This window comes from Kitasatospora sp. GAS1066B (assembly GCF_041262605.1).
GTDB lineage: Bacteria > Actinomycetota > Actinomycetes > Streptomycetales > Streptomycetaceae > Kitasatospora.
Map to the genome: position 1 here is coordinate 20,389 of NZ_JBGCCO010000019.1, position 17,927 is coordinate 38,315.

A 17,927-nucleotide genomic window follows, 5' to 3' on the forward strand; every position below is an offset into this window, starting at 1 on the left:
CGTTGAAATCGGGGGGCCTGGAGACGAGTTGAGGGCCGGATCGCACCTCGTGGTGTGATCCGGCCCTCAATTACCGTCAGTGACGCCAAACGGGTGGCGCCGCTTGGTACGGCCTCGGGTTAAGTCCTCGGCGCAGCCCAGGCCTCAGCTCAGTCGCTCGATCACCATCGCCATGCCCTGCCCCCCACCCACGCACATGGTCTCCAGGCCGAACTGCTTGTCGTGCCACTGCAGGGAGTTGATCAGCGTGGTGGTGATCCGGGCGCCGGTCATGCCGAAGGGGTGGCCGACCGCGATCGCGCCGCCGTTCACGTTCAGCTTGTCCAGGTCGATGCCCAAGTCCCGGTAGGAGGGGATCACCTGGGCCGCGAAGGCCTCGTTGATCTCCACCAGGTCGATGTCGTCGATGGTCAGCCCGGCCCGCTTCAGCGCCTGGCGGGAGGCCTCGACCGGGCCGTACCCCATGATCTCGGGGGAGAGCGCCGAGACGCCGGTGGAGACCACCCGGGCCAGCGGCGTGATGCCCAGCTCGCGCGCCTTGGTGTCGGACATGACGACCAGCGCGGCGGCGCCGTCGTTCAGCGGGCAGCAGTTGCCGGCCGTGACCGTGCCGTCGGGGCGGAAGACCGGCTTGAGGCCCTGCACGCCCTCCAGCGTGACGCCCGCGCGCGGGCCGTCGTCGGCCGAGACCACGGTGCCGTCCGGCGTGGTGACCGGGGTGATCTCGCGCTGCCAGAAGCCGGCCTTGATCGCGGCCTCGGCCAGGTTCTGCGAGCGCACGCCGAACTCGTCCTGGTCGGCGCGGGTGATGCCCTTGAGCGCGGCCAGGTTCTCGGCGGTCTGGCCCATCGCGATGTAGGCGTCCGGCAGCAGGCCGTCCTCGCGCGGGTCGTGCCACTGGCCGCCACCCTCCGCGGCGCGCTTGGCGGTGCGGGCGACGGCCTCGTCGAAGAGCGGGTTCTGGGTGTTCGGCATCCCGTCCGAGCTGCCGTTGATCGAGCGCGAGACGGTCTCCACGCCGGCCGAGATGAAGATGTCGCCCTCGCCCGCCTTGATCGCGTGCAGCGCCATCCGCGTGGTCTGCAGCGAGGAGGAGCAGTAGCGGGTGATGGTGGTGCCGGGCAGGTAGTCCATGCCCATCTGGACCGCGATGATCCGGGCCAGGTTGTGGCCCTGCTCGCCGCCGGGCAGACCGCAGCCGAGCATCAGGTCGTCGATCTGGCGCGGGTCCAGCTCGGGGACCTTGGCCAGCGCGGCGGCGATGATCTGGGCGGTGAGGTCGTCCGGCCGGACGTCCTTGAGCGAGCCCTTGAAGGCGCGGCCGATCGGCGAACGGGCGGCGCTGACGATGACGGCTTCGGGCATGACGGCTCCCTGGTGTGTGTCCGGCTGCTACGGAGAGGAAAGTTACTCTCAAGTAGCGCGTACGTCATCCGTGCCCGGCTGTGAGCTGGCCGACTCGCCGGACAGCGGCTGCGCGCCCTCCGGCAGGCCGAACCGCAGCCGGTGCTTGACCAGCGCCCAGCGCTTGCCGCCGGCGCCGGTCGCGGTGGCGGCCACCTCGGTGCCCGACTGCCCGGCCGCGGTCGCCGCGGCCACCGCCACCGGCAGCACCGCCTCGCGCCGGGCCGGCGGCTCCTGCTCGGCCGCCTCGGGCCACAGCCCCAGGGTGGCGCAGAGCGAGGGCAGCACGGCCATCGCGGCGGTGGCGTAACCCTGGGCGGAGGGGTGGAACCGGTCGGAGGCGAACATCTCGGGTCTGGCCGCGAACTCCGGCCCGAGCAGCGAGCCGAGCGAGACGGTCCGCCCACCGGCTTCCACCACCGCGATGGTCTGCGCCGCCGCCAGTTGCCGGCTGACCCGCCGGGCCAGCCAGCGCAGCGGCGGCCGCACCGGCTTGATGGTGCCCAGATCCGGGCAGGTGCCGACCACCACCTCGCAGCCGAGGGTGCGCAGATCCCGGACCGCCTCGCCGAGTTGTCGCACGGCCTGGGCGGCCGGGGTGTGCCGGGTGACGTCGTTGGCGCCGATGATGATCACCGCGACCTGCGGCCGGTGCACCAGTGCGAGCCGCACCTGGCGTGCCAGGTCGTCCGAACGCGCGCCCGAGGCCGCCACGTTGACCAGCCGCACCCGCTGCTCGGCGACCGCCGCCAGCCCGGTGGCGAGCAGCGCGCCCGGGGTCTCCCGGCTGCGCCGCACCCCCAGGCCCACCGCCGTGGAGTCGCCCAGGAAGGCCAGCACCAGCGGCTCCTGCCGCTCGGCGCTGTGGTCGGCCAGCCCCTCCCCGTAGACGCCGTCGGCCTTCGGCGGATCGCCCTCCAGCAGGCCGACCGCGCGCACCGCGAGCCGGCTCTCGGTGAACAGCACTCCGGCCAGTCCGGCCCCCAGCAGGCCGAGCCCGCCGCCGCCGTACGCCGCCGCGGTGGCGATCCGTCGGGCGACCCGCGCCCTCGAATGCTGCGCCCCAGGCATCCGGCTACCCCCTTCGCATCCGTCCGGTCACCCGCGGTACGCGGTGCCGGTCCTCTCTTAACGCGCGGCTCGCCGCTGGTGGGTACTTCACCCTTCTTACAGCGCGTGGACCCATCGCCTCCATACCCTTTGACACCTTCGCGCTATCGGGCGGCATCGGCCATCTGGAGCCATAGGCTTGAGGCACCGAAGAACTGCCAAGGCCAACGACCGGGAGGACCCCCGTGCGGTACCACAATTCGATCATCGAGCTGGTCGGAAACACCCCTCTGGTGAAGCTCACCAAGGTTACCGAGGGCATCTCCGCGACCGTGCTGGCGAAGGTCGAGTACTTCAATCCGGGTGGCTCGGTCAAGGACCGCATCGCGATGCGCATGATCGAGGCGGCGGAGGCCTCCGGCGCGCTCAAGCCCGGCGGCACCATCGTCGAGCCGACCAGCGGCAACACCGGGGTGGGCCTGGCGATCGTGGCCCAGCAGAAGGGCTACAAGTGCATCTTCGTCTGCCCGGACAAGGTGTCCACTGACAAGATCAACACGCTCCGGGCCTACGGCGCCGAGGTGGTGGTCTGCCCGACCGCGGTGGCCCCCGAGCACCCCGACTCGTACTACAACGTCTCCGACCGCCTGGTCCGCGAGACCCCCAACGCCTGGAAGCCGGACCAGTACTCCAACGCGGAGAACCCGGCCTCGCACTACCACTCCACCGGTCCCGAGCTGTGGGAGCAGACCGCCGGCAAGATCACCCACTTCGTCGCGGGCGTCGGCACCGGCGGCACCATCTCCGGCACCGGTCGCTACCTGAAGGACGCCTCGGGCGGCGCGGTCCAGGTGATCGGCGCCGACCCGGAGGGCTCGGTCTACTCCGGCGGCACCGGGCGCCCGTACCTGGTCGAGGGTGTCGGCGAGGACTTCTGGCCGACCGCCTACGACCGCACGGTGGCCGACGAGATCGTGGCGGTCTCCGACAAGGACTCCTTCCAGATGACCCGTCGCCTGGCCAAGGAGGAGGGCCTGCTGGTCGGCGGCTCCTGCGGGATGGCCGTGGTGGCCGCGCTGGAGGTCGCCAAGCGGCTGGGCCCGGACGACGTGGTCGTGGTGCTGCTGCCGGACGGCGGCCGCGGCTACCTGTCGAAGATCTTCAACGACGACTGGATGGCCGACTACGGCTTCCTGCCCACCGCCGAGGACGAGGCGCACATCGGCGAGGTGCTGGCCCGCAAGGACGCCATCGAGCACGAGGGCATCCCGCAGTTCGTCCACATGCACCCGGGCGAGACGGTCGGCGAGGCCGTGCAGGTGCTGCGCGACTTCGGCGTCTCGCAGATGCCGGTGGTCTCGCCGGGTGCTGGGCACCCGGACATCATGGCCGGCGAGGTGATCGGCTCGGTGGCCGAGCGCGACCTGCTGGCGGCGCTGTTCAGCGGTGGTGCGCAGCTGAGCGACCGGTTGGAGCAGCACATGTCGGCGCCGCTGCCGGTGGTCGGCTCGGGCGAGTCGGTGACCGGCCTGATGAGCGTGCTGGAGGCGAACGACGCGGTCGTGGTGCTGGTGGAGGGCAAGCCGCAGGGCATCGTGACCCGCCAGGACCTGCTCGCCTTCATGGCAGGGCGCTCCACGCACTGACGCACCGATGTATTGACGCACCGATGTATTGACGCACCGTCAGCCGAGCCGAGCCGAGGCGCGGTTTACCTGATGGTTCGTTGGCGATCGCGGTTGGTACACCCGCGACATCTGGACGCAGCAACCGGTTAACACCCGTGCGGCACTGTAGTGAGCACGGCAAGACGCCGAACGTGACGGCGGCGGCGACCGGGAGCGGCTCCCCGATCGCCGTGCCGTCGGACACACGGACCGGTCCTGACCCGGTGCACTGTGTCTCCCTCCCGACCCGTCCGCGGGTCGGAGGGGCTCCACGTGGGAGCCGTCGTCGTCCCGCCCCTGCTTCTGCCGCGTCTCGGTGGGGAGGCAGGGTGTGGCGGCTCCCACGGCACCTCGCGCCCTCGGTGGCGCGGCTCCGCGGCTCCCGGGTGGGGGAGCTGGGCGGGGCACCGGCAGGGCCGGTCCCGGGTTTCCCGGGGCCGGCCCTCGTCGTTCTTCCGCTGTCCGCGCCCTCATTGGGTTCCGGACCCGGTTCTCGCCTACGCTCGCCCCATGACCAGCACCGAAGGCACCAGCATCGAAGACACCGACGCCCCTCGCTACGTCCGGCTCAGCATCGAGCTGATCGCCGAGATCACCGACGAGGGCGCCCTCAAGGCCGCCGCGCTCGCCCAGGTCGAGGCCGACGAGTACCTCGACGACGAGGAGCGCGCCCAGTCCGTCGAGGCGATCGAGGTGGACCCGTCGGGTTCGCTCGCCCACTTCATCGACCCGGTCGCGCTGCTCGGCGACGTTCCCGGGATCGAACTGACCCAGGCCACCTGGGAGTCCGCGCAGACCGCGTTCGACCCGGAGGACGACAGCTACGAGTTCGAGGTCGAGTAGCCCACCGTCGCTTCCCGCATACCGCCCGCCGCTTGCCGGTTGGGCGGTATGTCCATTTTTGGCGCACTCTCGGGTCATCTCATACGATCTGATCCTCTTCGGGGGAACCGGTTCGCCCTGAAATGAGTCGTTAGATCCGAATTGGCCATCAGGGTAGGGAGACGGACGTGACGGCGAGCGACGGGACCTGGAGTCGACGCGGGGTGCTGGCCGGGCTGCTCGGGGCGCCGGTGATGCTGGTCGCGGCCTGCAACAGCAAGGGCAAGGTCGGGGGCACGGTGGGTGGGACCGGCGCGTCGGCCGGACCCACCGTGGGTGGCTCGGCGGCGCGGATCACCGTCTCGCCCGCCGACGGCACCGCCGACGCCCCGTTCACCGCCCCCGTCACCGTCACGGTCACCGACGGCACCCTCGGCCAGGTCACCGTCACCGACGCCGCGGGCGGGCGAATAGCCGGGCAGCTCGCGCCCGACGCGCGGAGCTGGACCAGCACCGCGCCGCTGAGCAGCGGCACCAAGTACAGCGTGGCGGCCGCCGCCACGGACGCGCGCAAGCTCGCGGCGGACAGCACCGCCTCGTTCAGCACCGCGAAGCCCGCCAGCACCTTCGCCGGCTCCTTCACCCCGGAGAACGGCGCCACCGTCGGCGTCGGCATGCCGATCTCGATCACCTTCAACAAGCCGGTGACCAACCGCAAGGCCGTCCAGCAGGCGATCACCGTGGCCGCCGACCCCGGCGTGCCGGTGGTCGGCCACTGGTACTCCAGCACCCGGCTCGACTTCCGCCCGCAGCAGTACTGGGCGAAGGGCACCAAGGTGACGCTCAAGCTGCGGCTCAAGGACGTCGAGGGCGCGAAGGGCGTGTTCGGCACCCAGTCCAAGGAGGTGGCCTTCACCGTCGGGCGGGCCCAGACCTCGGTCGTCGACCTCGCGGCCGGCACGCTCACGGTGACCACCGACGGCCGGGTCGGCGCCGTCTACCAGGTGATCGGCGGTGCTCCGGAACACCGCACCTGGGCCGGGAAGATGGTCATCTCGGAGCGTTTCGAGGCGACCAGGATGGACAGCGCCACGGTCGGCCTCGGCGACGAGTACGACATCCCCGACGTCCCGCACGCCCAGCGCCTGACCGCCTCCGGCACCTTCATCCACGGCAACTACTGGTCGCCCGCCTCGGCCTACGGCCACGCCAACCTCAGCCACGGCTGCATCGCGCTGCGCGACGTCAAGGGCGCCGGGAACCCGGGCACCGACGGCGCGAGGTTCTACGCCTCCTCGCTCGTCGGTGACGTGGTGGAGGTGGTCAACTCCGGTGACCGGACGGTGGATCCGGCCAACGGCCTGAGCGACTGGAACCTCTCCTGGGCCGACTGGACGGCCGGCAGCGCGGTGTGACGCCGCGATTAGTCTTGAGTCTCCAGTGACGGGAGACCCCAAGGTGGTGGCCATGGACGACGACACCCTGCGCACCATCGGTGAGCTGGCCCGGTTGACCGGTCTGCCGGTCAAGACCATCCGGTTCTGGTCCGATGTGGGCGTGGTGCCGCCGACCGACCGAACCCCCGCCGGCTACCGGCTCTACGGATCCGACGCGCTCGCGCGCCTGGACCTGGTGCGCACGCTGCGCGACCTCGGCGTCGACCTCACCACCATCCAGCGCCTGCTGGCCCGTGAGGTGACCGTCCCCGAGGTCGCCCACGCGCACGCCGAGGCGCTGGACGTGCAGATCCGCACGCTGCGGTTGCGCCGGTCCGTGCTGCGCGCGGTGGCCCGGCGGGGGGCCACACCGGAGGAGATGGAACTGATGCACAAGCTCGCCAAGCTCACCGATCAGGAGCGCCGCCGCCTGATCAACGACTTCATCGACGAGGCCTTCGAGGGGATCGAGGTGGGGCCCGAGTTCATGGCCAAGATGCGCGCCGCGATGCCCGAGCTGCCCGACGACCCGACGCCCGAGCAGACCGACGCCTGGATCGAGTTGGCCGAACTCGTCCAGGACCCGGGCTTCCGGGCCGGGGTCCGCAAGGCCGCCGAGTACCAGGCCAGGGACACGGCGACCGGGGCCGCCGACGACGTCGCGGCCAACCGGGCACTGGTGGACCTGGTGGTGGCCAGGGCCGGTGCCGCGCTGGACTCCGGGATCGCCCCCGGCGCCCCGATGGCCGTCCCGGTGCTCGCCGAACTGGCCGGCGCCTTCGCCGACTTCTTCGGACGCACCGATGACCCGGAGTTCCGGGCCTGGCTGCTGGACCGGATGGAGAACGGCAACGACCCGCGCTACGAGCGGTACTGGCAGCTGATCGCCACCATCAACGGCTGGCCGGTCAGCATCAGCCTGGGCCCGGCCTTCGGCTGGCTGACCGAGGCGTTGCGGGCCGAGATGCTGCGAGCCGACGTGCTGCGGGCCGGCTGACCCGCAGGCCGACCGCCGGCGCCGGCCCGCCCCGAGACGTCGGGGTGGGCCGTGGCCGCTGCGCGGGAGATCCCGCAGCAGCTCGTCCGTGCGTCGGTTCAGCCGTCGGTCCTGGCCACCCCGATCGGGCAGCTCGCCCCGGTGCCGCCCAGGCCGCAGTAGCCGCCCGGGTTCTTGGCGTCGGAGAGGTACTGCTGGTGGTAGGGCTCGGCGGGGTAGAACGGGCCGGCGGGGGCGATCTCGGTGGTGATCGGGCCCAGGCCGATCGCGGTGAGGGCGGGCTGGAAGGCGGTGGCGGAGGACTCGGCGATGGTCTGCTGGGTCGCGGAGTGGGTGTAGACGGCGGAGCGGTACTGGGTGCCGACGTCGTTGCCCTGGCGGTTGCCCTGGGTCGGGTCGTGCCCCTCCCAGAAGGTCTTCAGCAGCGTCTCGTAGGAGATCAGCGCCGGGTCGTAGACGACCCGGACGGCCTCGGTGTGCCCGGTCTGCCCGCTGCACACCTCCTCGTAGGTCGGGTTGGGGGTGTGACCGCCCTGGTAGCCGACCAGGGTGGTCCAGACGCCGGGCAGGCGCCAGAACATCCGCTCGGCGCCCCAGAAGCAGCCGAGGCCGAAGTCCGCGACCTCAAGACCGGCCGGGTAGGGCCCGGTCAGTGGGTGGCCGAGCACGGTGTGCGGCTCGGCCAGGGTGAAGGCGGGCGCCGGGCGGCCTGGCAGGGCCTGATCGGCGGTGACGAGCGCGGTCTTGTGGCGGTTGAACAGCATGTCTGGTGAACGCGCGGCGGCCGCCGGGGATTCCTGGCTGGCACTACGCTCGGCTGCATGACCGATCATCAGCACCCTCAGGGCTTCGAGACCCTTGCCATCCACGCGGGTCAGGAAGCGGACCCCCGTACCGGGGCGGTCGTCCCTCCCATCTACCAGGTGTCCACCTACAAGCAGGACGGCGTGGGCGGCCTGCGCGGCGGCTACGAGTACAGCCGGTCGGCGAACCCGACCCGCACCGCGCTCGAGGAGTGCCTGGCGGCACTGGAGGGCGGGCAGCGCGGGCTGGCCTTCGCCTCCGGGCTGGCCGCCGAGGACACCCTGCTGCGCACGATCCTGGCGCCCGGCGACCACATCGTGATCCCCAACGACGCCTACGGCGGCACCTTCCGGCTCTTCCACAAGGTGCTGACCCGGTGGGGCGTGCAGTACGACGTCGCCGACACCCAGCACCCCGAGAAGGTCCGCGCGGCGCTCAAGCCGAACACCAAGGCGGTCTGGGTGGAGACGCCCAGCAACCCGATGCTCGGCATCACCGACATCGCGGCCGTCGCGCAGATCGCGCACCAGGCGGGCGCGCTGCTGGTGGTGGACAACACCTTCGCCAGCCCGTACCTGCAGCAGCCGCTGGCGCTCGGCGCGGACGTGGTGGTGCACTCCACCACCAAGTACATGGGCGGACACTCGGACGTGGTGGGCGGCTCGCTGGTCGCGGCGGACGCCGGTCTCGGCGACGAACTCGCCTACCACCAGAACGCGATGGGCGCGGTGGCCGGCCCGTTCGACTCCTGGCTGGTGCTGCGCGGGATCAAGACGCTGGGCGTGCGGATGGACCGGCACACCGCCAACGCCGAGCAGATCGTGGCGCTGCTGGCCCGGCACCCCAGGGTCACCCAGATCTACTACCCGGGCCTGGCCTCGCACCCCAACCACGAGGTGGCCGCCAAGCAGATGAAGGCCTTCGGCGGCATGGTCTCGTTCCGGGTCGAGGGCGGCGAGCAGGCGGCCGTCGAGGTCTGCAACCGGGCCAAGCTGTTCACGCTCGGTGAGTCGCTGGGCGGCGTGGAGTCGCTGATCGAGCACCCGGGCCGGATGACGCACGCCTCGGTGGCCGGTTCGCTGCTGGAGGTCCCGGCCGACCTGGTGCGGGTGTCGGTCGGCATCGAGTCCGCCGACGATCTGGTCGCCGACCTGGCCCAGGCACTGAACTGAGTCCAGCAGCTGGTCAATACCGCGTAGGGCGCCGGTCGGCGCCCTACGCTGGCCCCATGCAGAGCTGGCCGATCACCGTGGACGACGTGCGCGGTGCGCAGAAGATGCTCGCCGGGGTCGCCCGGATCACCCCGATGGAGAGCAGTCGCCACCTCTCCGCGCTGATCGGCTCGCCGGTCCACCTCAAGTGCGAGAACCTGCAGCGCACCGGCTCGTTCAAGCTGCGCGGCGCCTACGTGCGGATCGCCGGTCTCTCCCCGGTGCAGCGGGCCGGCGGAGTGGTGGCGGCCAGCGCGGGCAACCACGCGCAGGGGGTGGCGCTGGCGGCCTCGCTGCTCGGCGTGCGCTCGACGGTCTTCATGCCGCGCGCCGCCCCGCTGCCCAAGGTGGCCGCGACCCGCGAGTACGGCGCCGAGGTGCGGCTGCACGGCGCCACCGTGGACGAGGCGCTGGAGGCCGCGCAGCGCTACGCGGAGGCGAGCGGGGCGGTCTTCATCCACCCGTTCGACCACGTGGACATCGTCACCGGCCAGGCCACCGTGGGCCTGGAGATCCTGGAGCAGTGCCCGGAGGTGCGCACCATCCTGGTCGGGGTGGGCGGCGGCGGGCTGCTCGCCGGGATCGCGGTGGCGGTCAAGCCGCTGCGTGCGGACGTCCGGGTGGTCGGCGTGCAGGCGGCCGGCGCGGCGGCCTACCCGCCCTCGCTGGCCGCCGGCCGCCCGGTGACGCTGCCCTCGTTCCACACCATGGCCGACGGGATCATGGTCGGCCGGCCCGGCGACATCCCGTTCGAGCTGGTCAGCACCCTGGCGGACGGGGTCCGCACGGTCAGCGAGGAGTCGCTGTCGCGGGCCCTGCTGCTCGGCCTGGAGCGGCTCAAGCTGGTGGTCGAGCCGGCCGGCGCCAGCCCGATCGCGGCCCTGATCGAACACCCCGAGGCCTTCGAGGGCCCGGTGGTCGCGGTGCTCTCCGGCGGCAACATCGACCCGCAGTTGATGCAGCGGGTGCTGCGGCACGGCCTGGCGGCGGCCGGGCGCTACCTGTCGCTGCGGGTGCGGCTGACCGACCGCCCGGGCGCGCTGGCCAACCTGCTGGGCGTGCTCTCCGAGGTGGACGCCAACGTGCTGGACGTCGCGCACGTGCGCACCGACCCGACGCTCGGGCTCTCGGAGGTCGAGGTGGACCTGCACCTGGAGACCAAGGGACCCGAGCACTGCCTGGCGGTGGTCGGGGAGTTGGGCGGCGCGGGGTACGTCGTCTCGCGCTGATGCGCCTGGTGTTCATGATATTCCGGTGGCCCGGCGGGGTCGGGCGCGGAAGAGTGGACCTGTACTGTGCCCGCGACCCTGAGGAGATGGGACAGGCCCATGCCGCCAGCCATCCAAGCCGAGAACCTGGTCAAGACCTTCGGCGACGTACGGGCCCTGGACGGGGTGAGCCTGGACGTGCCGGAGGGGACGGTGCTCGGGCTGCTCGGCCCCAACGGGGCGGGCAAGACCACCACCGTCAAGGTGCTGACCACGCTGCTGCGCCCCGACTCGGGCCGGGCCACGGTGGCCGGGGTGGACGTGCTCAAGCACCCCAACCAGGTGCGCAGTCTGATCGGCCTGTCCGGCCAGTACGCGGCGGTGGACGAGTACCTGACGGGCCGTGAGAATCTCCAGATGGTCGGCGAGCTCTACCAGATGAGCGCGCGGGACGCCAAGGCCCGGGCGCTGGAGCTGCTGGAGTGGTTCAGCCTCACCGAGGCCGCCGACCGCACCGCCAAGACCTACTCCGGCGGCATGCGCAGGCGCCTCGACCTGGCGGCCGCGCTGGTGGTCCGCCCGCCGGTGATGTTCCTGGACGAGCCGACCACCGGCCTCGACCCGCGCAACCGCCTCGCGCTCTGGGAGGTGATCGAGACCCTGGTCGAGCAGGGCACCACGCTGCTGCTCACCACCCAGTACCTGGAGGAGGCCGACCGCCTGGCGCACGACATCGCCGTGGTCGACCACGGCAAGGTGATCGCCCGAGGCACCGCCGACCAGCTCAAGGCGCAGATCGGCGGCGAGCGGGTGGCGGTGGTGGTGCACGAGGCCGAGCTGATCGCCACCGCCGTGGAGGCGCTGAAGAGTTACGCGGTGGGCGAGCCCAGCGTGGAGAAGAACACCCGCCGGATCACCATGCCGGTCAGCGGCGGTGCCAAGGTGCTCGCCGACGTGATCCGCGAGCTGGACTCGCGGGACATCGAGATCGACGACATCGGACTGCGCCGGCCCACCCTGGACGACGTCTTCCTGTCGCTCACCGGGCACGCCACCTTGGCCGAGAACGGCGAGTCGGGCGAGGAGGCCTGAGATGACCGTGAACACCGCCACCGAGCACGCGATCGGCGGAGCCGTCCCGCGTCAGCGGCGCGGCCTCGCCGCGATGATGCACGACTCCTGGGTGGTCGCCCGGCGCAACCTGCGCCGGATGTCCCGGATCCCCGAGATCGTGGTCTTCGGGCTGATGCAGCCGGTGATGTTCGTCCTGCTCTTCTCGTACGTGATGGGCGGGGCGATCAGGATCCCGGGCGCCGGGTCCAGCTCGTCGATCTACATCCAGTTCCTGATGGCCGGCATCTTCGCGCAGACCGTCACCTTCGCGGTGGCGGGCGCCTCGGCCGGCATCGCGGAGGACATGACCAAGGGTCTGGTCGACCGGTTCCGCTCGCTGCCGATGACCCGCTCGGCGGTGCTGGTCGGGCGCACCCTGGCCGACCTGTGCCAGACCGCCTTCACGCTGCTGGTGCTCGCGCTGGTGGCGTTCGCGGTCGGCTGGCGGATCCACAAGGGCGTCGCGGAGGCACTGGCCGCCTTCGCGTTGCTCCTGCTGCTCGGCTACGCGTTCTCCTGGATCGGCGCGCTGATCGGGCTCTCGGTGCGCAGCCCGGAGGCGGCCACCTCGGCGGGGCTGATCTGGCTCTTCCCGCTGACCTTCATCTCCAACGCTTTCGTGCCGGTCAGCAGCATGCCGGGCTGGCTGCAGCCGATCGCCTACTGGAACCCGTTCAGCGCGACCGTGCAGGCCTGCCGGGACCTGTTCGGCAACCAGATCGGGCCGGTGGCCGACGCCTGGCCGATGCAGCACGCGATCGGGGTGTCGATCGTCTCCTCGCTGCTGGTGATGGCGGTCTTCTCCTGGCTGTCGGTGCGCAAGTACCGCTCCGCGGTCGGATAGGCGGGGTCCGCTCCGCGGTCGGATAGCCGGCACTGGAGGACGGATACGGCAGAGCGCCCCGGACCGCCTCACGGTCCGGGGCGCTCGCACGTTCGCGGCGCGGCTCGGGTCAGCCGACGTACGGCTTGACCTCGAGGATCTTCACGCCGGCCTTCTTGCCGTTGGGCAGCTCGTACTCGGCGCTGTCGCCGATCCGCTTGCCGTCGATGGCGCGGCCGAGCGGCGACTGCGGCGAGTAGACGTCCAGGTCGTCGCCGGCGACCTCGCGCGAGCCGAGCAGGAAGGCCATGGTGTCGTCCGGGTCGCCGTCGAAGGCCACGGTCACGACCATGCCGGGGGCGACCACGCCGGAGTCCTCGGGAGCCTCGCCCACCTTGGCCCGCTCCAGGAGCTGGGTGAGCTGGCGGATCCGCAGCTCCATCTTGCCCTGCTCCTCGCGGGCGGCGTGGTAACCGGCGTTCTCCTTGAGGTCACCCTCTTCGCGCGCGGCCTCGATCTTCTGCGTGATCTCGGCGCGCATGGGACCGGTCAGCTGGTGCAGCTCGTCCCTGAGCTTGTCGTAGCCGGACTGAGTGAGCCAGGTCACGTTCTCGCTGGTCTGGGTCACGGGTGCTCCTCGTCGGTGCTGGGAGGTGCTGAGGGTATTCGTCAGCAGTGGTACTGGTGCTCTCTACAAAGCAACGCCCACGTCCGAGCCGTGCGGCACGGAAGGGGCGAAACCACGAGCCTAACAATCTCCGGCCCCAGGTGGGAGTCCTGTAGTGGCGCGTTAACGGTCCGTTTGCGGCTCGGGCGGCTCCGGACCGCCCGCCGGGCGGCCCGGCCAGGCCGCTGCGGGCTCCGCCGGACCTGCGGAAAGGCCCACCCGCACGGGTTACTTCGCGGGCGTACAGCCCATCAGCTCGGCGGTGGTGCCGCGCGCGGTGGTGCGGATGGTGACCGACTGCACGAAGGAGGTGCCCTGCTTGGGGACCGGCACGTCGAGCTGGCCGACCACCGAGCCGTCCGCGGCCTGCGAGCGGATCGTGCAGGTGCCGCCGGTGCCGGAGTCCTTGAGGACCGACAGCTCGGCCTGCACCTGGCTGTCGGAGACGATGTCGAAGGTCGGCACCGCTCCGTTGAGCTTGCTCGCGGTGACGATGTACGAGCTGCCGAGCCAGGCCACCAGGGCCACCAGCAGAACGGCCAGTGCGATGCCGATCACCTTGAGCGTGCGGTCCGCCTGCTGGTCGCTGCGCCGGCCGTAGCGTCCCTGGGGGAGCGGCCCTGGGGAGGTGCTGCTGGTGGCGGTCATGGCAGGTTCGGTCCCTTCGGTGGCGGCCGCTGGTGGGCGCATCGATTCGCGTACCGAGCGCGGGGAATGTGCCGGGCGTCCAGTCCGTCACTATAGGGGGACAAGCTGAGCCCGGACATTCCCGGAAGGAACCAGGCGTTGACTGAGCAGTTGCGGCTGATGGCGGTGCACGCGCACCCGGACGACGAGTCCAGCAAGGGTGCGGCCACCATGGCCATGTATGTCGCCCAGGGCGTTGAGGTGCTGGTGGCCACCTGCACCGGCGGGGAGCGCGGCTCTGTGCTCAACCCGAAGCTCCAGGGCGATCCGTACGTCGAGGAGAACATTCACGAGGTCCGGCGCAAGGAGATGGACGCGGCCCGGGAGATCCTGGGGGTCGAGCAGGCCTGGCTGGGCTTCGTCGACTCCGGGCTGCCCGAGGGCGACCCGCTCCCGCCGCTGCCCGAGGGCTGCTTCGCGCTGCAGGACGAGAAGGCGGCGGCCGAGCCGCTGGTGCGCCTGATCCGCGAGTTCAAGCCGCAGGTGATCACCACCTACGACGAGAACGGCGGCTACCCGCACCCCGACCACATCATGACCCACAAGATCACCATGCTGGCCTTCGACGCCGCCGGTGACCCGGACGCCTACCCCGAGGCCGGTGAGCCCTGGCAGCCGCTGAAGCTCTACTACAACCACGGTTTCCCGATGGGCCGGATCCGCGCCCTGCACGCCTACCTCACCGAGAACGGGCACGAGTCGCCCTACGGCGAGTGGATCGCCGGCTGGGAGAAGAGCGGCCGGGCGGAGCGCGAGATCACCACCCGGGTGCACTGCGCGGACTGGTTCGAGACCCGGGACCGGGCGCTGCTGGCGCACGCCACCCAGATCGATCCGGACGGCCCGTGGTTCCGGGTCCCGCTCTCGGTGCAGCGGGAGGTCTGGCCGACCGAGGACTACGAGCTGGCCCGCTCGCTGGTCGACACCGACCTGCCGGAGGACGACCTGTTCGCCGGTCTGCGCGCGGCCACCCTGGCCGGGGGCGCGGCGCAGTAGCCCGACACCGCTGGTGGGGCGGGTCGTTCGCGACACGCCCCACCCCGGTGGTCCGGGCGCCGGGCAGCCGGGTCACCATGGAGCCATGAGTACCTCCGTGAACCTCGCGCACGCCGCCACCGAGCTGGCCTACGACCCGAACTCGGTCACCCCCGGCCTGCTCGGTTTCGTCGTCTTCTGCGGCCTCGGCGTGGCCACCTGGTTCCTGCTGAAGTCGATGAATGGCCGGTTCAAGCGGATCGACTTCGTCGAGGACCCGGAGAGCCCCAAGGAGTAGCGGGCTTTCAGCCCCGCTGCTCGGCCAGCCACTGGTCGAAGGTCTGGGTACCGCGCGGCCCGGGGCCGGTGGGCAGCAGGCTGCCGCTCGCCATCGGCCGCCCGGCGGCGCCCGGCATCCGCAGCGGCAGGACCAGGCAGCGCCGCCCCCTGGCCCTGGCCAGTCGGCGGACCGCGTCGACCATCTGCTCCTCGCGCGGCCCGGCCAGCTCCGCCGCCATGCCCTGCGGCGGCCCGTCCACCAGCGCCGCCAGCGCCGCGGCCACCTCACGGACCGCGATCGGCTGGCTGAGCATCCGCGGTGCGACGGCCAGCGGTCCGGGCGCGGCCAGGAACCGTTCGGCGAACTCGTGGAACTGGGTGGTCCGCAGCACCGTCCACGGCACCTCGCCGGCCCGCACCAGCTCCTCCTGGCGCCGCTTGCCCGCGTAGTAGCCGAGGTCGACCCGGTCGATCCCGACGATCGACAGCGCCACGTGGTGCCGCACCCCCGCGCGCCGTTCCGCCGCCAGCAGGTGGCGCCCGGCGGATTCGAAGAAGGCCGTCGCGCCCGCCCGTCGCACGGTCTTGCGGTCGGTGACGTCGATCACGGTCTCGACGCCGTCCAGCGCCTGCTCGATCCCGGTGCCCGCGACCAGGTCGACCCCGCGCGAGCGGGCCAGCACCACCGGCTCGTGCCCGGCCGCCGCCAGCGCGGTGACCAGGTGTCGCCCCGTCAGACCCGTACCGCCCGCTACCGCTACTCGCATCGGTCCACCGCTTCCGTTCCCTGTGATCACTGCTTGCGGTGAAGGGACAAGGCGGCGGCCCGGGTTGTGACACGGCGCCGCCCGGCTGCCACGGGCGCCACCGCCCCTGCCGGTCGGCCGGCAGGAGTGGTCGCATAGCGTGTTCCTCCTCAGTTCGGCTTCAAAGGGTGGACAGCTATGCTGCGCGCCGGGGAACCGAGGCGCGACACGCCGACGTCCCGATAGTCACGACCAGGCACGAACGAAGGCGGCGGACGTGAGCGAGATGCAGGTGGACACCCCCGGTCCCGGGCCCCGTCGTCGTGCCCGCGGTGCCCAGCCCCCGGCTCCGGCGGCCGGCGGCCGGGCGGCGGCGCGCAAGAGCAAGAAGAAGCCCAAGCGCAGAGGCCTGCGGATCCTGGCCTACACCACGGCCGGTCTGGTGCTGGTGACCGCCGGGACCTTCGGCTACATATACGAGACGCTGAACGGCAACATCAAGCACTCGGCGCTCTTCGCCGGCACCTCGGGTGACGCGGGCCACGAGAAGCCCGACGCCTTCGGCCGCACGCCGATCAACATCATGGTGATCGGCTCCGACACCCGCGCCACCGCCGCCGACTGCGCGATCGGCGGCGACTGCGCGAACGGCGGGGCCGGTGCCAACGCCGACGTGGAGATGGTGCTGCACGTCTCGGCGGACCGCAGCAACGCGACCGTGATGAGCATCCCGCGCGACACCATGGCGCAGCTGCCCGGCTGCACGGACACCCAGAACCACACCTCGATGAAGCCGCACCGCGACATCATCAACAGCAGCCTGTCCTACGGCCCGGGTTGCACGGTGGCGGCAGTCCACCAGCTGACCGGTATACCCATCGACCACTTCATGATGGTCGACTTCTCCGGCGTGGTGCAGATGTCGGACGCGATCGGCGGCGTGCCGGTCTGCGTCGACAACAACGTCTACGACCCGTACTCACACCTGAAGTTGAAGAAGGGCAACCACACCCTGCAGGGGATGGCGGCCCTGCAGTTCGTCCGGACCCGGCACGGCTTCGGCGACGGCAGCGACCTGGGCCGCACGGTGGCCCAGCACATGTTCCTCAGCTCGATGGTCCGCCAGCTGAAGAGCGCGGGGACGCTGACCAACCCCGCCGCGGTGCTCTCGCTGGCCAACGCCGCCACCAAGGCGCTGACCGTCGACGACGGTCTGAGCGGCATCACCAACCTGGTGGGCCTGGCCGACGACCTGAACAAGGTGCCGGCGAACCGCATCACCATGACGACGATGCAGAACGACCCCGACACCGTCAAGGGCGAGGACGGTCGGGTGGTGGTCGACCCGGCGGCGAAGAACCTCTTCAGCGCGATCATCAACGACCAGTCGCTGACCGCCGGTGACGGCTCCAAGTCCTCGGCCGCCGCGCAGGCCACCTCGACGGTCGACCCCAACGCACCGTCCTCCTCCGCTCCGGCCGCTCCCGCCAGCCCGGCCGCCCCGGCCGCGGGCGCCGGCGCGCCGAAGAGCGAGATCGCGGTGCACGTGAAGAACGGCAGCGGGGTGACCGGGCGGGCCAGCGACCTGGCCGACGCCCTGAAGACGGCCGGCTACAGCTCGCTCACCGCCGGCACCACCCTGGTCGGCAACGCCGACACCAGCGAGGTCACCTACACCGCGGGCCGGGAGGCCGACGCCCAGGAGGTGGCGGCCTCGGTCGGGCTGCCCGCCACGGCGGTCAAGCCGGGCACGGGCCCCGGGATCACCCTGGTGATCGGCAAGGACTGGACCAGCGGCACCACCTTCGGTTCGGCCCCCGCCTCGGGCGCCGGCACCGCCGCGCAGGCGCCGCCGCCGGTCAACACGCAGGCGGCGCTGAGCAATGCCAACGGGCAGACCGCGGATGACTCCACCAAGTGCGGCCAGGTCAGCACCCAGGACACGGTGGCGATCAACGGCGTCGGGATGAACCCGACCAAGGCCTACGACAAGAGCCCCGGCGTGCCGGACTCCGCGCCCTGATCGGCGTGCCGGACT

The 17,927-nt window shown here is 71.6% G+C and carries 17 protein-coding genes; 11 read left to right on the plus strand and 6 right to left on the minus strand.

Features of this window, described 5'->3' with window-relative positions:
• Positions 1-144 precede the first annotated feature (144 nt).
• Both ABH937_RS21610 and ABH937_RS21615 read right to left on the minus strand, forming a co-directional pair.
• The gene (locus ABH937_RS21610; RefSeq protein WP_280687897.1) at positions 145-1,365 is read right to left on the minus strand and encodes an acetyl-CoA C-acetyltransferase; all 1,221 of its coding nucleotides are present in this window, start codon (positions 1,363-1,365) and stop codon (positions 145-147) included.
• A 48-nt stretch (positions 1,366-1,413) separates the two neighbouring features.
• Positions 1,414-2,475 (minus strand): SGNH/GDSL hydrolase family protein, encoded by a 1,062-nt coding sequence (locus ABH937_RS21615; RefSeq protein ID WP_280687896.1) that lies wholly within the window; start codon positions 2,473-2,475, stop codon positions 1,414-1,416.
• A gap of 224 nt (positions 2,476-2,699) precedes the next feature.
• Here ABH937_RS21615 and ABH937_RS21620 point away from each other — a divergent pair, with 224 nt between their 5' ends.
• The 4 genes from ABH937_RS21620 (at position 2,700) to ABH937_RS21635 (ending at position 7,376) form a co-directional block, all read left to right on the plus strand.
• Complete coding sequence (locus tag ABH937_RS21620) at positions 2,700-4,100, plus strand: cystathionine beta-synthase (protein WP_370219140.1); 1,401 nt, start codon at positions 2,700-2,702, stop codon at positions 4,098-4,100.
• Positions 4,101-4,631: 531 nt separating this feature from the next.
• Positions 4,632-4,964, plus strand: coding sequence for a hypothetical protein (locus ABH937_RS21625; RefSeq protein WP_280687893.1), 333 nt, complete (start codon positions 4,632-4,634; stop codon positions 4,962-4,964).
• Between the two features lie 233 nt (positions 4,965-5,197).
• A complete protein-coding gene (locus ABH937_RS21630) occupies positions 5,198-6,358 on the plus strand; it encodes an Ig-like domain-containing protein (protein ID WP_370145755.1) in 1,161 nt (386 codons plus the stop codon).
• 52 nt (positions 6,359-6,410) lie between these two features.
• Complete coding sequence (locus ABH937_RS21635) at positions 6,411-7,376, plus strand: MerR family transcriptional regulator (protein WP_280687889.1); 966 nt, start codon at positions 6,411-6,413, stop codon at positions 7,374-7,376.
• 98 nt (positions 7,377-7,474) lie between these two features.
• Here ABH937_RS21635 and msrA read toward each other — a convergent pair whose 3' ends face one another.
• Entirely contained in the window at positions 7,475-8,140 is a 666-nt protein-coding gene (gene msrA / locus ABH937_RS21640; RefSeq protein WP_370219141.1) for a peptide-methionine (S)-S-oxide reductase MsrA, read from the minus strand.
• Between the two features lie 57 nt (positions 8,141-8,197).
• Here msrA and ABH937_RS21645 point away from each other — a divergent pair, with 57 nt between their 5' ends.
• The 4 genes from ABH937_RS21645 to ABH937_RS21660 all read left to right on the plus strand — a co-directional run bounded on the left by ABH937_RS21645 (position 8,198) and on the right by ABH937_RS21660 (position 12,556).
• A complete protein-coding gene (locus ABH937_RS21645; RefSeq protein WP_280687885.1) occupies positions 8,198-9,352 on the plus strand; it encodes a cystathionine gamma-synthase in 1,155 nt (384 codons plus the stop codon).
• Positions 9,353-9,408: 56 nt separating this feature from the next.
• Positions 9,409-10,620 carry a threonine ammonia-lyase gene (ilvA, locus tag ABH937_RS21650; protein ID WP_370219142.1) on the plus strand — a complete coding sequence of 404 codons (1,212 nt, stop codon included), beginning with the start codon at positions 9,409-9,411 and terminating at the stop codon, positions 10,618-10,620.
• Positions 10,621-10,719: 99 nt separating this feature from the next.
• Positions 10,720-11,691 (plus strand): ATP-binding cassette domain-containing protein, encoded by a 972-nt coding sequence (locus ABH937_RS21655; protein WP_280687881.1) that lies wholly within the window; start codon positions 10,720-10,722, stop codon positions 11,689-11,691.
• Position 11,692: 1 nt separating this feature from the next.
• Entirely contained in the window at positions 11,693-12,556 is an 864-nt protein-coding gene (locus ABH937_RS21660) for an ABC transporter permease (protein WP_280687880.1), read from the plus strand.
• 109 nt (positions 12,557-12,665) lie between these two features.
• On the opposite strand, the gene greA is transcribed toward ABH937_RS21660, so the two are convergent.
• Positions 12,666-13,163 carry a transcription elongation factor GreA gene (gene greA, locus ABH937_RS21665; RefSeq protein ID WP_280687879.1) on the minus strand — a complete coding sequence of 166 codons (498 nt, stop codon included), beginning with the start codon at positions 13,161-13,163 and terminating at the stop codon, positions 12,666-12,668.
• 267 nt (positions 13,164-13,430) lie between these two features.
• Positions 13,431-13,850, minus strand: a complete 420-nt coding sequence (locus tag ABH937_RS21670) for a DUF4307 domain-containing protein (protein WP_280687878.1) — start codon at positions 13,848-13,850, stop codon at positions 13,431-13,433.
• Between the two features lie 138 nt (positions 13,851-13,988).
• Here ABH937_RS21670 and mca point away from each other — a divergent pair, with 138 nt between their 5' ends.
• Both mca and ABH937_RS21680 read left to right on the plus strand, forming a co-directional pair.
• Complete coding sequence (gene mca, locus ABH937_RS21675; protein ID WP_280687877.1) at positions 13,989-14,885, plus strand: mycothiol conjugate amidase Mca; 897 nt, start codon at positions 13,989-13,991, stop codon at positions 14,883-14,885.
• Positions 14,886-14,970: 85 nt separating this feature from the next.
• The gene (locus ABH937_RS21680; RefSeq protein ID WP_280687876.1) at positions 14,971-15,162 is read left to right on the plus strand and encodes a hypothetical protein; all 192 of its coding nucleotides are present in this window, start codon (positions 14,971-14,973) and stop codon (positions 15,160-15,162) included.
• Positions 15,163-15,169: 7 nt separating this feature from the next.
• Here ABH937_RS21680 and ABH937_RS21685 read toward each other — a convergent pair whose 3' ends face one another.
• Positions 15,170-15,910, minus strand: a complete 741-nt coding sequence (locus ABH937_RS21685) for an SDR family oxidoreductase (protein ID WP_280687875.1) — start codon at positions 15,908-15,910, stop codon at positions 15,170-15,172.
• A 265-nt stretch (positions 15,911-16,175) separates the two neighbouring features.
• On the opposite strand from ABH937_RS21685, the gene ABH937_RS21690 reads away from it, so the two are divergent.
• Complete coding sequence (locus ABH937_RS21690) at positions 16,176-17,912, plus strand: LCP family protein (protein ID WP_280688052.1); 1,737 nt, start codon at positions 16,176-16,178, stop codon at positions 17,910-17,912.
• Positions 17,913-17,927: the final 15 nt, after the last annotated feature.

What these genes read in the sequence shown, in the direction of transcription:
- ABH937_RS21610 (WP_280687897.1), bottom strand. Translation starts at nt 1,365, where the DNA reads ATGCCCGAAGCCGTCATCGTCAGCGCCGCCCGTTCGCCGATCGGCCGC.
- ABH937_RS21615 (WP_280687896.1), bottom strand. Translation starts at nt 2,475, where the DNA reads ATGCCTGGGGCGCAGCATTCGAGGGCGCGGGTCGCCCGACGGATCGCC.
- ABH937_RS21625 (WP_280687893.1), top strand. Translation starts at nt 4,632, where the DNA reads ATGACCAGCACCGAAGGCACCAGCATCGAAGACACCGACGCCCCTCGC.
- ABH937_RS21630 (WP_370145755.1), top strand. Translation starts at nt 5,198, where the DNA reads ATGCTGGTCGCGGCCTGCAACAGCAAGGGCAAGGTCGGGGGCACGGTG.
- ABH937_RS21635 (WP_280687889.1), top strand. Translation starts at nt 6,411, where the DNA reads ATGGACGACGACACCCTGCGCACCATCGGTGAGCTGGCCCGGTTGACC.
- msrA (WP_370219141.1), bottom strand. Translation starts at nt 8,140, where the DNA reads ATGCTGTTCAACCGCCACAAGACCGCGCTCGTCACCGCCGATCAGGCC.
- ABH937_RS21645 (WP_280687885.1), top strand. Translation starts at nt 8,198, where the DNA reads ATGACCGATCATCAGCACCCTCAGGGCTTCGAGACCCTTGCCATCCAC.
- ilvA (WP_370219142.1), top strand. Translation starts at nt 9,409, where the DNA reads ATGCAGAGCTGGCCGATCACCGTGGACGACGTGCGCGGTGCGCAGAAG.
- ABH937_RS21655 (WP_280687881.1), top strand. Translation starts at nt 10,720, where the DNA reads ATGCCGCCAGCCATCCAAGCCGAGAACCTGGTCAAGACCTTCGGCGAC.
- ABH937_RS21660 (WP_280687880.1), top strand. Translation starts at nt 11,693, where the DNA reads ATGACCGTGAACACCGCCACCGAGCACGCGATCGGCGGAGCCGTCCCG.
- ABH937_RS21670 (WP_280687878.1), bottom strand. Translation starts at nt 13,850, where the DNA reads ATGACCGCCACCAGCAGCACCTCCCCAGGGCCGCTCCCCCAGGGACGC.
- ABH937_RS21680 (WP_280687876.1), top strand. Translation starts at nt 14,971, where the DNA reads ATGAGTACCTCCGTGAACCTCGCGCACGCCGCCACCGAGCTGGCCTAC.
- ABH937_RS21685 (WP_280687875.1), bottom strand. Translation starts at nt 15,910, where the DNA reads ATGCGAGTAGCGGTAGCGGGCGGTACGGGTCTGACGGGGCGACACCTG.
- ABH937_RS21690 (WP_280688052.1), top strand. Translation starts at nt 16,176, where the DNA reads ATGCAGGTGGACACCCCCGGTCCCGGGCCCCGTCGTCGTGCCCGCGGT.